Here is a 14,601-nt window from a genome sequence, read left to right on the forward strand (position 1 = left end):
TGAGGGATTATTTACTCAGCTAAGGGAGCCAGCCCTGGAATTATCTGAGGATTAACCGTTTCATCTGTCAGGCCAAAATACTCTAAAAACTCAGACCACTCGTCTGGATACTGATCGCGGTGGGCAATTAACTGGGCCACCATGTCGTACCAGATACCATGCTCTAGATAAACAGAATAATCGTCAGAGGACGACGAGATTGCAGCATCAGAGGTCAGCGAAATCAGTCCGCTCACCTCCTGCAATGTTCTGGCATCATCCGCACCTTCACCACGACAGCGCAAGGCAACCGTCCAGTAATACACACGGTTGGGTTGTAGACCCGGTTGCGACTCAGGCAACGCAATGGTCACTAGGCCAGGATTTTGCGGAAGTTCTAGGGATAGACGTTCCACTAAGAATTGTCGATTCTCATCGTCATTATCTGCAATCGAGAGTTCCAGGATAGCTGTATCTTCTATTTTGGAAAAAGGAACATATAAGCCCAAGCGGGGATGGGCATTTAAGGTTTTCCCCTCCAACAATAGCTCTTGGGCAGACGATGTTGGATCAGGAGCCGTTGTTGCGGGTACAAATGCCACTAGAACCGGAGGCTCTTCAGGGTTCGCTGAGGACTCAGGAGATTGTGCCATCGTCTCCTCGCTAGTCTCAGTGTCTGCAGACGTGACGGCATCATCTTCAAACAGATCATCTATCGATGGAGTATTGACCCTAGCCTGACCAACACTCGGCGTTGGCACCTCACAAATATCCCGAGTGCCCCCACCTCGACGGGTACCTGTTGCATTACCCAACTCAGAATTAGGCCGAAAAATGGAGGTGATTCGGTCAATTAAACCTGCTTGGGCTGGCGACACCATTGTCAATGGTAGCGTTAGGCTTAACCCTATGCTGAGCAGACCTTTAAGCTTTTGCGTATATTGCGATGGTGGTCGATTCATCTAGATGTCTCCCTGCACTGATGAAGCCACTGTCTAATCAATGCTAATTAAGGCTAGAGCACCATTAATTACAGTTGATCAATCAGACTTTCCGCAAGCGATAGTTGCAATAAAGAATGATGCTACCGGTACCTAATAAAGCTGAAATCGCAGGCACCATGGGTAAAAATCCCGCGAAGGTAATCATCACTCCCCAGCTGAGCACATAGATGACTAAAACACCCCCCCCCATGGCTAACACCAGGGGTAGCGGACGATAAAACCCCCATGCGATTAAGCCACCTAAGGCTGACCAAGCAACAATCCACAGCACTTCTCTATCCAACGGCAGCCACCAAATTAACGGTCGACCATCTAAGGCCGCGCTAATCAACTGACTCGCCATTTGTCCATGGATAATGACACCAGGCATATCCTGATAGGCCGTATTCCAAACATCCGCGTTTTCTGAGAGATCAGTAATGCCGATCAGAACAATGCGATCGCGAATCAGGTCAGGCTCAAGATCTCCCTCTAAAACATCCTGCAAGGGTATTGACACAGCAAACTTTTCAGGGTGACCATCCACTGTACGAAAGTTAAGCAGTGTCTGGTACCCCTTGAGGTTCGTAGAGTCAAAATATAAGCCAGCTGCACGACCTCCTGGCCTCAGTTGTGGCACCCCGACATTACCAACCCGCATGCTGTGAGGTTGCAGAAATATACTGCCATGCTGCCCATAGGACGCAGGGGCGGTAAACGCCACCCCTTCACCTTCTAAATAGCGACGGACCAGGGTTAAGCTAAAAGCCTGTTGCACATCACAAAATTCAGCATCTTCTGTTTTCCATAGATAATGACGCCGCACCCGCAGATCCCCATCATCAAGCAAATCGTTAAACCCAATGCGATTCGGATAATCTTGAGGTAAAACCTCATAAATGGGATGGAAACCCTGTAAATTAGGATCGTCAGGTTGTCCTGCTGCTGCTAACGCATCGGCCTCCCCTGCTTGGGCTTTACAAATACCGATCAAGTTTTCAGTGTTGCGTAGTTTCTGGGCAAGTCGAGGCAGATCAGTTTGAAAATCTCGATAAAAATCCAAGCCAATTAACCTGGGAGAATAGACTTCTAATTTGTCTAAGACATCTAATAATGCTTGATCTGGAATCGTACCGATCCCAGGCTGATAGTCTTTATTAACTAGCTTATCTCGCAAATATTTACCACTACTGGTATCCACTTCAATTAATGTAAATCGGTCATCTAGATGTTCATCAGGTCGCTGCCGTAGCAAATGATCATAGACCGCTAAATCAATAGGTTGAAACAGACCGACCATACGGGCAAACGCCACCAATAAACCAGTCGCTATACTCCATAAAGCAACAGAAATAGGCCGAATTCTTCGTAATGGCAATTCCCGACTGGCCTTGATATAGCGGCATTGTAGTTCTGTTGGTTGAGGCATATTTTGATGTGCCTGGCTCAACCAGGCTTCAGCAGCCGTGAGCCGTCGTCCCCGCAACAAAAAGTCATCATCTTGATTTTCCTGTTCCCACTCTGTCGCCTTAATCAGCAGACGCGTGTGCTCACGAGTATGCTGGGGATTCCTTTCAAGGGCACGATAGAGGCGACCAAAGTTACTTAGAAAATCCCCATCCTGCTGTCTAAAATCAAACCGTGGAAACTCTTTTAGGGATGCAGGCAATTTGGTATCTTGGGTTTCTCCATAAAGAATCACTAAAAGTCGTTTATTGAAAGCCAGTGCATAATCAATAATGCTCTTACATTTTGCTGAAGCAACTGCATCTGGCGACAGAATATAGACAATATTTTCAGACGCCGTAATCCCGGCCTTGAGTTCTTCTGCAAAGTCTGACTCAGGCACTACACTTTCTTGCTCAAACCAGGTGGACTGCCCTTGCACCTGTAGCGTTTCATTTAATTTTCGGGCAAAGTCCAGATCGGCTGCAGCCGACGCAATAAAAACATCCAAAGTCACATCCGGTGACTGTTGCGCACTCGCCCCCACAAAATCTCTCTGCAACTCAGTTGGGCCATATAGTGGCCGCTGGTTAGCCAGCTTAAGCCAGGTCACATAGTGGCTAATGCTATGGCCCTTTAACAAAATACTGGGATTATCTTCTTGACGTTGCCACTTCAGTGCTTTTACTAATAAAGTCTTATGCTCTTCATGGTAGGTAGCCTCATGTTTAAGCACCTGTAAGAGCTGACTCTCATCTAACAAGTAATCTTCTTCTCTAAAATTATCCGTCAGATCAATGTATTGTATGGCGCGTATTACCTCTGGAATCTGCGCAATATCTGTGGGGCAAGCCAGAATTGGAATAATGCGCTTATGTAACGATAGCGCATAGTTCAGCTCATCTTGGCAGTATTTAGACACCATTGCCTCAGGTGAAATCATATAAATGAGATTATCCGCTTGCTCAATGCCACGGTGGATCGCCGATAGAAAGTCTTCCCCGGTAACAATATCGGTACGACTAGTCCACACTGTAAATGCTCTTTGAGTGAGACTACGACGAATTTTGATGGCATTTTCCCCATCTTCCTCTGCATAGGAGAGGAAAACCTGACACATCAAATTTTGGGTGTTTTTGATGCTCTGGGTAATAAATTCACAATGCAATTCTGACGGTTCACAAGACACTAATTCATTATTACGAGTTAACCACTCTGTGGCCGTTTGGCAGGTTTTTCCGGTAAGGAGATAGCGTGTCTGGTTCTGGTGTTCCAACCATGTCAATGCCTGATTGAGCAATTGAGTATGCTGTTGCACATAGTCAATTTCTGTTTTGAGTAAGGCTACCAAATCTTGTAGTGCCAGTTCAAAATCATTTTTGTCGTCTTGAAAAAATGCCCAATTAAGCTTTTTAATCGCTGGATGCATATTGGGATAGCAAGAGTGTCGTCCCTCGGCTTGATACTGCAACCAATCCTGTTCTGTTCCCTGGGGATTTCTTTGTTGCCAGGTCTCGCGTGATATTTCATCGATATGTAGCAGTGGAAGAATCCGTTTTTTAAACTGGAGTGCCCGTTCAAGTTCTAAGCCACAATATTTCGAGTTAACGGCGTGGGGAGAAATGATAAAGATAACATTGTGCGCCTTATGCAGACTTTGATCAATGTATTTTTGAAAGTCAACGCCCAGGGGAATATCGTTTAAGTCTAGCCAAACATTAAAGCCTTCTTCTACTAAACGGGCTTTTAGCTTAATTGCAAATCCCTTACTGTCAGGACGCCCGTAGGAGATGAATACATCTTTGAAGTCTGCCATAAACTGTGGCCATGGGGGGAGATAGACTTTTCTATGGTATCCACAGGGCAAACGGTTGCATTTATGCTGTCAGCTAAGCTTAATCATTAGCAACAAAAGTATCGTTCATGAGAGCAACTGCTTTTTCAAGCACACCCATAGTAGGCAAGACTAAGATGTTGATCTAGATAATCAAACTATGGAGGCCCGTTTAATGGCTGGGCTTGACTTTGAACTGAGATTGGCCGGTGAATATTATTTCACACCCGGCACAGTATCATTAGACCTGCGTCGAACTGAAGGTGAAAAATTCAGAGAGATTTGAGATTTACTCCCTAAAGAGACTGCCAACACTTGTAAAGTTAGCTAATATTTAACGGCTCAGAATAATATTGCCATCTACTCAGGAGACTGGTCCATGAGCCCCCGACCCCCTAGTAACGACTTCCCGTTAGCAGGAATTCCTACCGAACCCGTCGGTAGTATCCCTCGCCCTCGCGAGTTACAAGATGCTATGGTCGCTTGCCAGCAAGGGACTATGACCCCCGAAGACTTGGATACCTTATTCGACCAGGCAGTGCGTGACACCATTGAACAGTTTGAAGCCACTGGTTCTCCTGTGGTCAGTGATGGTGAACAGACAAAATCTAGCTTTGTTACCTATCCCCTTGAAGGGCTGAATAACCTGGCCACCGATGGCATGATTATCCCCTTTGAGGATGGCCATATTCGGCAACTGCCCCGCTTAACGCAGGGACCTTTCAAATATGCCAACTATGCAGGCTCCTATTTGCCCCGTGTCAGGAAGTTTGCCACTCGTCCAGTGAAACAGGCTGTTATTGCTGCCTCAGCGATGAGTCTGCTTTACCCAGAGGCTGGTCTTCCTGATTATCCACGGGAGCAGTTTTTGTCTGATTTGATCCAGGAGGCTGTTGCCGATATCCGTAGCTGTTTTGACAACGGCGCACACCAGGTACAAATTGACTTTACCGAGGGGCGTCTGGCGGTCAAACTGGATCCATCAAAGCAGTTATTGCAACAATTTATTGAGCTGAATAATCAGGTGCTTTCCCATTTTGATGAAGATGAGCGTCAACGCATTGGGGTACATACCTGTCCGGGGGGTGACCATGATTCAACCCATAGTGCTGATGTGGATTATGGTGAGTTGATTCCCCTGTTATTGAGGCTAAATGCAGGTAATTTTTACATGCAGATGGCCAGCGAAGCGAACCCTGAAAAGTCTTTGCAGATTATCGGGGAGAATTTACGTCCTAATCAACGGGTCTATGTGGGGGTTATTGATGTGGTGAATGAAGAGATTGAGTCTGTGGAAACGGTGTGCGATCGCATCTTATTGGCCGCAAAATACATTCCCATCCATCAGCTCGGTACGACCGATGATTGTGGTTTTTCTCCCTTTAGTGATGACGTCGTTACCAGTCGAGAGACCGCCTTTGCAAAAATTACAGCCCGTGTTCAGGGTACACGCATGGCCTATGAGAAATTAAGATAACTCCGGTTGCCAGATATCCACCAAACTGAGCTGATTGCCCTGTGGCCATCCTATAGTTTGAGGCCTATAGTTCTAGGCCTATAGTTTTAGGTAAATCGAGGTACTCTAAAGGCTGACTTCAAGGGAGAAAGCACTCGATGACTGGTGGTAAAGTTGAGGTTGCGATGGCAATCATCTATCAAAACGATAGGTTTCTGATGCAACTACGGGACGATCTACCAACGATTCTATTTCCTGGTCACTGGGGCTTTTTTGGTGGGCATCTAGACCCCGGCGAAGATCCTGAGACTGGTGTGCTAAGAGAGCTCCAAGAAGAGATTGACTATACGCCCACAACAATCACGTTATTTGAAAGGAGTGAAGATGAGCGCGTTGTTCGTCACTTTTACCACACCGAATTAACCGTGTCCGTTGCAGACCTGACGCTGAATGAAGGCCAAGACCTGGGTTTGTGCACCATTGAAGATGTGCAACGCGGCTATAAATACGCCCCGAAGCTAGGCGAAGACAGACCCCTGGGTGCCCCCCATCAAAAAGTCTTACTTACATTTATCGATCAGCTTTGATCCAACGATTTCAGGCCCATCATGCTCCCGTCTCTCACAAGATGCATTACCCTGTGAAGAGCGAACAAATCAGTCAATAATGCCTATGGCCGAGGTGCCACCCAAAAATCAACCTACCGCTGATCCCACTGCGGATGACGCCCCACCAGCTAAAATCCAGGCTGCCCCACCTAAGCTACGTCCCTATCAGGTAGACCTGGTTAACGACCTTTATCGAAAACTGAATGAGGGCTACAGCCGCATTGCCATTATTGCTGGCACAGGCGCAGGCAAAACCGTGATCAGTGGGCAAATTTGTGCCCATGCTGAGTCAGCCGGTCGTAAACTGATGTTTTTGGTGCACCTGGATGTACTTGTGGGGCAAACCTACGAGAAAATGCAGTCCTTTGGATTGGACTGCGGGTTTATCAAAGCAGGCTGGCCAGAAAATCCAGAGGCTCCCATTCAAATTGCCAGTATTCAAACCATGGCCAAGCGGCGTTGGTGGAAGAACTGGCCTGCCGATGTCGTGTTTTACGATGAGGGACACATCACCATGTTTAGCCAAATTGGTAAACAGGTGATGCACAAAACCCACCCTGATGCCGTGCATTTGGTGATGACAGCCACCCCTCTACGCCTGGGCAGAGAGCAGTTAGGGGATGTGCTTGACACGTTAGTGGCATCGCCTGTGCCCAGCGAGCTACAGCAAATGAACTACCTGGCTCCCCTCAAGTATTTCAGTATGCCCATGGACAGCATGGCTAACCTGGAAAAGGTCAGTACCAAGGGCGGTGACTATGATGAGAAAGATCTCAAGACCGCGTGCGATCGCCCCGAATTGGTAGAACGTATCATTGAAGAATGGCAGCGTCTGGTGCCCGGCAAACGCACCATTGCCTTCTGTGTTGATGTGGAACATGCTCGCAACGTAGCCAAAGAGTTTCGCAAGGCAGGCATTTCAGCGGATACGGTCGATGGCAACACACCCATAAAAGAACGCAAGCGCCTCTACGATGCCCTGGGCCAGGCAGAACTACTCGTTTTGACCTCTTGCAACGTTATTAGCATCGGCTTTGACGAGCCCAGTGTGGAAGTCGGTTTAATGCTACGCCCTACCAAATCCAGTGCACTGCACTTTCAGCAGTTGGGACGGGTGATGCGGATTTCCCCACAAACCGGCAAACGTTATGGCATTATTCTGGACCAGGCCGGTAATTTAGAGCGTCTGGGCTTTCCCGAAGACATTCGTGAGTATACCCTACCCACCCGCAGTCAGTCCTCTGGTCAGGGTGGTCCTGCCCCCACTAAACCCTGTCCTGCCTGTGGTCTGATTGTCTATTCCTTTATTGTTAAATGCCCTGAGTGTGGTCACCAGTGGGTCAACGATCGGCCCATTATGCTAGAAGACATGGTGCAGATATATTCATCTCAGCAAGCCCATCAAATCAACGACATTCCCACCCTGGTGCAACTGTTTCACGGCCATCGTCGACGAGCCTTTAAAAGTAACTATGCACCTACCTGGGCTGAGCGTTCTTTTTTTGAACATACGGGGCGTAAAGCCCAAGCAGAATGGTGTCGTGGGTCTATCTATGGCCATCGCCCCAGTTGGGAACAACAACTCACTATTCTCGACTATCTCAGAAAAAGCGCTCGTCGTTTAGGTAGACGAGACGATTGGGTTGCCTATGAGTTTGAAAAAGAAGTTGGCCCTGGCAGCTGGAAACAACTAGCAATTCATGAAGGCATGGCTCAATCTCAATAACGGGTTCAACGAATACTGCTAATACTGCTAATACTGATTTAAAGTGATTGGACTAGCCAGATTACATCCTATTGGAAAACTGCTTGAGCATCTGATAAGCGCCAAAGTACAGATTTCAGAAAGGCATATGGCTGATTCCTCATCCCTATTTATTTATTTACGCAAACAGCCTGTATGCCTTTGAATTAGGTCCATACAAAAACTCTTAGAACATAAAAGTAAAAAAATAGTCCGGATTCTAGACTACCCACGGGGCTTTAGAAATAACGGTGGGGCATAAATAATAGTGGAGAGCCTTAGCGAGCTCTCTTGCTATTTCTTGCTTATGAGTACAAGCAGATATACAAATATGAACGTGCGTCTTATGCTGCGACCCAAACGATTGAAGCAGGTCATTTTAGGCTCTCTAGTGGCGACAACGGCCATTAGCATCACCCTCATACCCGCATGGGAAGCTCAGTCGGCAGCAGAACGATGGTTACGAGTAGAGCGCATCTCCGGTAACGTGACCACATTAGCAGGTGGTCGTAAGAATGCCCAGATAGGCGATCATTTAACCGCTGTAGGGCATGGGTTAATTACAGGCAATCGCTCCAGCGCGCACCTATCAGCCGATGATGGTATTGGCACGATTGCCGTCGCTCAAAATACACGGCTTACTATCCGACAGCTAGCTGTTTTATCGGACGGTAGCAAAACAACTGTTATCGATGTCCCTCAGGGTCAGGCAAGACTACAGGTCCGACGATTTACTCACCCAAACTCACGCCTAGAACTACATACGCCTAGTGGTGTGGCGGCAGTACGAGGCACAGAATTTGGAGTTTCAGTCGATGATGCGGGACAGACTAATGTGGCTACCCTAGAAGGGCAAGTGGAGGCCAGTGCTCAAAATGTAGCTGTACCAGTCGATGCAGGCATGGTTTCAATCATTCATCCAGGGGAGCCCCCCACACCTGCCCGTTCCCTAGATCGTAAATTGGATATTCAATGGGAACTTTATGAGTGGAGAGATGATCACTTTTATATGGCTGGTCGGATTGATGCAGCCAATACTCTCTTGGCCCTGGGAGAAGCACTATCGGTGAGTCGTACTGGACATTTTGAGCAAAAACTGGAGTTATCTAGTCGTAACCAGCCTGTTATTTTGACAGTTCAAAACGCGGTTGGTGAATCTCGCACACATCGAATGCTGCCCTGGTTATCCAATGATTGAAACAAAGACATCCAGCACCGATGGGAACAGTTCTCTGAATGATGGACTATGAGGCAGTTTTTGCAGCAGGTTCAGGATAACATTCGCAACGGGTTCGGTCAGGCGCGATCGCACTGGGTCAATATGTTCTTAGGCCCAAGTTTGGCAGCAGCAGGCCTAGGCGTAAGCCTCTTTGGCTTAGGTCTGTGGGAGCCCCTAGAGCAAATGGCCTATACTGGCCTTTTCCTAACACGCGATCGCATTGGAGCACTCCAGTGGGATGATCGGATTGTCGTGGTTGCCATTGATAATGACAGTTTGGCAGCCTATGGTCCATACCCCTGGTCTCGCGACCTCTACGCCACCTTGCTAGATCATTTAATGATAGCGCAACCAGCGGCTGTGGGGTTCGATATCCTCATGCCAGAAGCCACCCCTGAAGATGCACAGCTAGCAGAGAGCATCAGCTTTAGTAGCAATGTTGTTCTGGCCGTTGGCGGAGATGGCAAAGGTAACAGCATCCAGGTTACGCCTACCCTGACGACACCTGCCCAAGGGTTCTTCCAATTAGGGCACGTCAAACATACACCAGATCTAGATGGACTCAGTCGTCAAGGGTTTCTCTACGAGAGACATCAAACATCATTTGCCCCCAGCTTTGCCATTGCCCTGCTGGACGTCTACCAACAGAATTTGACACAACTCATCACAGAGACCCCCACCACATTATCAGAACAATCAGTTCAGTTTTTAGAGCATCCTGAGCAGTTTGATCAAACTCAATCCATGCTGATCAACTGGCCAGGACTGACACGTCCTGGCAAAGGCCAGAAATCTCACCAAGGGCTAAAAACACTCTCTTTCTCAGAGATCTTAAATGGTAGTGCTGTTATTGATCAACTTCAAAATAAAATTGTTTTAGTAGGCTACACGGCTACTGGAGTGGTGGGCACAGTGGAAGATCCTATTAGAACTCCCTTTGAACAAGATATTCCCACGTCTGGAGTATATTTACATGCAGCTCTTTTAGACAACTTATTAAACAATCGTTTTCTCAATCGACTTCCCCAAGGCTGGACCCTCGCCTTAATCATGCTGAGTGCCATGGGCAGCAGCCTGATATTAAAACCTATGCGGCTTTGGGGACGTCTCATCTTTGTAATAGCCTTGATTCCTGCGTGGTTTGTCATCACTTACCTTGGCTTTATAGCCGGTTTGTGGCTACCGATGGCTGCCCCCATCGGTACAACACTTTTAGGTATGATGTTCCTCCAAGTGGCAGAACAACGAGAGCGTCAAGCATTAACCGATCTCTTTGCCATTAGTTTATCTCCAGAGATGGCCAACTTCATCTGGCAGCATAAAGAAGAACTATTGACTAAAGGGCAAATTCACTCCCAAGAATTGACTGCCACCTTATTATTTACTGATATTCGTGGTTTTACAACAATTGCTGAGACATTGCCATCTGATCAATTACTCTCGTGGTTAAATCGTTATTTTGAGGTGATGACTGAGTGCATTATGGCCCATGGTGGTGTCGTCGATAAGTATATTGGTGATGCTATTATGGCAGCATTCGGCGCACCAGTATCGCGATCAGGTAAGGATGCTGTTCAGCAAGATGCTCTAGCCGCCGTTGGTGCAAGTATGGCCATGGTAGAAAGATTAAAAGATTTAAATCAAGAGTTTACGGCTCAAGGATTACCCACCGTGAGATTTGGCATCGGGTTACATACAGGTGACTTAGTGGCTGGGACCGTCGGCAGTCGCTATCGAGCTAACTATTCTCTCTTTGGTGACACTGTCAATATTGCAGCAAGGTTGCAAGATATGACCAAGCAGCTTACTAAAAACTCTCCTTATCCAATTTTGATGAGCGAGGCCACTTATCAACATGTGGCGGATCAGTACACTGTTATTGCTGAGAAAGCCCAAATTCAACTGCGGGGACGCACGGCTCAAACAACTGTATATACCTTAGGTGAAATGGGCAAAGTCCAAAGCTAAGTTTCCCTAGCCTTGAACTTCTAGACGTTCGTGTAAGCTGGGAATCCAGTTTTACACTGAGCCAAGGCATTGCTGCCGGGATCAAGTTGATGCCAACTGGAATAGCCCCTTGATCAACTAGCAGATAGAGAAAGAAGACTTGAGAACGTGTGCCGACCAACTCAATTAACCCCAGAAACTGGGAAATTTCGCGGCTGATTTGTCTCAACTTCTTGCTCGATGGCCTCTCGATAGGTACTGATGTAATGGTGGGGGCCAACATCATGCTTTGAGGTGACAAATTCCCAGGGCTCGCCCCCATGAAGATAAACCAGATCTCCAATAGCCGTGGGCGGCACGATTGTGGTTGGATCGGTTAAGTTCGCGACTCGATAGCTATTGGGCACTAACTGATGATGGGCACTGACAAAAGTGGGATCACTTGGCCGATCGCAGTCGCAAATATCGGCTGCCACTGCAACCTGTATCTCTACTAAGAGATCCTCAAGACTCGCTGTGGCCGTGCCCACGCCACCCCTCGCATCAAGGTTTCGACCAAACCGACTGAGGGTGGCAATATCGACAAACAACTCTCGGGCTGGGTATTTTTGCAAAATTTCCAGTAGTGATGCTTTGTTGTCATCCGCCGCCGATAGCAAAATTGTCCCCCGCAATGCCTGGATATTGCCCTGTCGAGACGGGGTATGAATAATCCGTCCCAGCTGAAACAAGATATATTCTCCCAATAACTGGTTGAGAAACTGATCCAATGACAGTAGATCTAGTTCAAATTCAGACGTGAGAATCTTACGAAAATTCTCTTTGTCCACACCAGCTATCTTCATGTAGAGGGGCCAGCTAGGTGGCAGTTCCCCGGTTTCTACAAACGTGACCAACTCATCCGTCGAGATCGATATCAGCAAAGGCCCCAGGGTGGTGGTGACTTCCACGGGATGTCGTGGCTGGGGTGAGGTTTCATTGACGCTATTGCTGGTTTGCTGGCTAAGGAACTGGCTCTCCGACTCGGGTGTTCTAGATCCTTGAGCCACCGTGGCTAGGGCTTTAGTTCTTGCCACGGAGATAGTATGTTCTGAGGGACTACAAGAGTGAGTTGCCAGGACAGAATCTGCATAAGCCACGTCTGTAACATCACAGTCACAAACCAAGTCGGGCAGCAGCTCACTAAAAAAGTTAAAGAGAGGAGTCAGCGTTTCAACAAAAAGGTTGACATCTCGATAAACAATCCCTAGCTCTCGGATATCAAAGCGAACTTCATCCTCGGGATAGCGCTTGATTAATTCCAGAATTGACATATTATCGTCCAAATAGGCAGAATTAAGCGCCTGGGCCAATGGGGTCAAATCTGCCCGGATAGAAGGGTTTCCTACTATTTTGTTGAGCTGATATAAGAGAAACTGAATATCGCTATCCCCCAGGGGAATACCCGTGTCAGGAATGGCAGCATCCAGTAGAACAGATAGGGCGTCTACTGGAATAGGTGTGCGCCCCAAAAAGTTCTGTAGTGCTGGCGATAAGGTGCCATCATCAGCAAATTTTTCGAGATCGCTGACGGGCAAACTAGCCCGTAAATCAAGAAATTGCATAGTAACGGTGTCGGCGGCCTGGGCGACTCCACCAAACAGGGGAGAAATGCCCAGGGTAATGCCCGTAATGAGACCTGCCACTAACGTTTTGACAATAAGCAGATCAGGGTACAATCTCGCAAATCCTGACTTGTCAGGTTCCATAGTCAACTTCCTTAATTAATGGCAGGGGCATTACAGGCTTGAGCATTTGGCAGACCGAGCATTTCGCCCAACGAGAAACAGGTAAAGGGATTTTCAGGAATGGGGATGTCTCCGGCGGCCACCCAGAACCGTAAGCTTTCAGGGTCAAATACCACCTGGCGGAGGGAGCCATTGCCGCCGATGCTGGTGTTGTCGTCATAGATCGATAGATCACTGACTTCACCTGTATTGGGATTGGTGCGATCGCGCAGTACCTGTACCACTTTCTCAGGGTTCATCTGGCCATAGAGCGACCGGGAGCCACCGGGCTCTAACAGCTGCTGAAAACTTTTGAAACGACTAAAACTAGACTCGCCATAGGTGCGATCGCGACCTACATAATCTGGGTCAGCAAAATGGTTGGTCATATACAACACACCATCATCACTGAGTTCCCGCAGCCCCATCTCATCCCCCAGCAGTTCAAACACTCCCGCCTGCTTAGATTTATAGTCGGAAATAATCACCAGGTTCGACCGCATCCGCTCATGGGAAGTCATGATCGCTTTAGCTTCGTCGTAGGTGCTGGCATACTGCGCCACCTGGGCCATCAGCTGCACCGTACTACGCCCCTGCAGTGAAACCTCTTCATAATCCGCTGGGCGAGACGTGTTGTTAGATACAACGATGCCCTCTGCATTCAGCCCCGCATTGGGCCACACCACACCGGGAATCGCAATAAACGCATGGGGAATTCCCTCATTGGGCTGACGGATCATAATCGTCGGGTGATCAATCCAGTAGGGAATCGGCTCTTCTCCATTGTCCAGAGTCCAACCGTGGTACATTTTCCCATCTACTGTGGCGCTACCAGAGGTAATAAAGTGAGCACAGCCAACATTAAACAAAACATTGGGGATCAAGTGTGTGAAATAATCCTGATACACATCCCCAAGGGCCAGAACCATGCAACCGTGATAATTGAGGTCACTCCCTTCTGCACCGTCAGCAAGACCGCGACATTCCTCTGCCACACCGGGAAACGACCGTTTTCGAGCCAGCCGAGAAAGGGCCAATCCACGACCCAAAAAATTTAGGGAGGAAATCACTTCACGCCCCATAGAAGCAATCTCATCCTTGAGTAAACTGCCTTGTTGGTAACCCATCTCGTAGGGCGTTCCCTGGAGCCAAACCACCTTGATTTTGCCGTAATCTTCTCGGTGGGATGGCACTGGTTGCCAGGTACCGACTTTAGGCTGCCATGGGCTAGCCACGATGTCAGTAGGTGTCTGGGCCAATGATATTTGTGAAGCGCCCAACGTACTTGAGACAGAAAACAGGCCTGCCACCAAAAGAGCAATGGCCAGAAATCTGAGCTTACGATTTATAGAATGGCTCCATAGATGCTTAATGCCTTGCATAAGGGTAGTTACCTCAGCCGTTAATAGGGTCAGTATTGTTCCACTTTTTCCTAACTTGAGAAGTGTAAACCATGTCTTCTCCACCGAATCCTCGGGAAAACGATGATTTTTACATTTCAAGCCTGATTCTTTACAAGGGTTAAATTCATGGGTCAAACGATCAGAATGAAAACCCAGTACATTGATGGAACGGACCAAACCTTTGAATGGGAGCCTCACACTGAGGATAGTCAGACT

The 14,601-nt window shown here is 47.8% G+C and carries 9 protein-coding genes; 5 read left to right on the forward strand and 4 right to left on the reverse strand.

Annotation, left to right across the window (positions count from 1 at the left end; all coding sequences use genetic code 11):
- Positions 1 to 11: 11 nt before the first annotated feature.
- Both QGP82_RS15560 and QGP82_RS15565 read right to left on the reverse strand, forming a co-directional pair.
- Positions 12 to 941, reverse strand: coding sequence for a DUF928 domain-containing protein (locus QGP82_RS15560; RefSeq protein ID WP_163702090.1), 930 nt, complete (start codon positions 939 to 941; stop codon positions 12 to 14).
- 82 nt (positions 942 to 1,023) lie between these two features.
- Positions 1,024 to 4,224, reverse strand: coding sequence for a TIR domain-containing protein (locus QGP82_RS15565; protein WP_499060118.1), 3,201 nt, complete (start codon positions 4,222 to 4,224; stop codon positions 1,024 to 1,026).
- 397 nt (positions 4,225 to 4,621) lie between these two features.
- Here QGP82_RS15565 and QGP82_RS15570 point away from each other — a divergent pair, with 397 nt between their 5' ends.
- From QGP82_RS15570 to QGP82_RS15590, 5 genes are all read left to right on the forward strand, one after another.
- Positions 4,622 to 5,719, forward strand: a complete 1,098-nt coding sequence (locus tag QGP82_RS15570; protein ID WP_499060120.1) for a cobalamin-independent methionine synthase II family protein — start codon at positions 4,622 to 4,624, stop codon at positions 5,717 to 5,719.
- Positions 5,720 to 5,856: 137 nt separating this feature from the next.
- Positions 5,857 to 6,285 (forward strand): NUDIX hydrolase, encoded by a 429-nt coding sequence (locus QGP82_RS15575; RefSeq protein WP_163668450.1) that lies wholly within the window; start codon positions 5,857 to 5,859, stop codon positions 6,283 to 6,285.
- Between the two features lie 85 nt (positions 6,286 to 6,370).
- Positions 6,371 to 8,032, forward strand: coding sequence for a DEAD/DEAH box helicase (locus QGP82_RS15580; protein WP_163702084.1), 1,662 nt, complete (start codon positions 6,371 to 6,373; stop codon positions 8,030 to 8,032).
- 349 nt (positions 8,033 to 8,381) lie between these two features.
- Positions 8,382 to 9,248: a FecR family protein gene (locus QGP82_RS15585; protein ID WP_163668446.1), complete on the forward strand. Its 867-nt coding sequence runs from the start codon at positions 8,382 to 8,384 to the stop codon at positions 9,246 to 9,248.
- A gap of 48 nt (positions 9,249 to 9,296) precedes the next feature.
- Complete coding sequence (locus tag QGP82_RS15590) at positions 9,297 to 11,237, forward strand: CHASE2 domain-containing protein (RefSeq protein WP_499060123.1); 1,941 nt, start codon at positions 9,297 to 9,299, stop codon at positions 11,235 to 11,237.
- Positions 11,238 to 11,398: 161 nt separating this feature from the next.
- Here QGP82_RS15590 and QGP82_RS15595 read toward each other — a convergent pair whose 3' ends face one another.
- Together QGP82_RS15595 and QGP82_RS15600 are read right to left on the reverse strand one after the other, a co-directional pair.
- The gene (locus QGP82_RS15595) at positions 11,399 to 12,964 is read right to left on the reverse strand and encodes an alpha/beta hydrolase (protein ID WP_499060125.1); all 1,566 of its coding nucleotides are present in this window, start codon (positions 12,962 to 12,964) and stop codon (positions 11,399 to 11,401) included.
- An 11-nt stretch (positions 12,965 to 12,975) separates the two neighbouring features.
- Positions 12,976 to 14,448 carry a C45 family autoproteolytic acyltransferase/hydrolase gene (locus QGP82_RS15600; protein WP_499060127.1) on the reverse strand — a complete coding sequence of 491 codons (1,473 nt, stop codon included), beginning with the start codon at positions 14,446 to 14,448 and terminating at the stop codon, positions 12,976 to 12,978.
- Between the last annotated feature and the right edge of the window lie 153 nt (positions 14,449 to 14,601).

The organism is Leptothoe sp. LEGE 181152 (assembly GCF_032906605.1).
GTDB lineage: Bacteria > Cyanobacteriota > Cyanobacteriia > Phormidesmidales > Phormidesmidaceae > Leptothoe > Leptothoe turfae.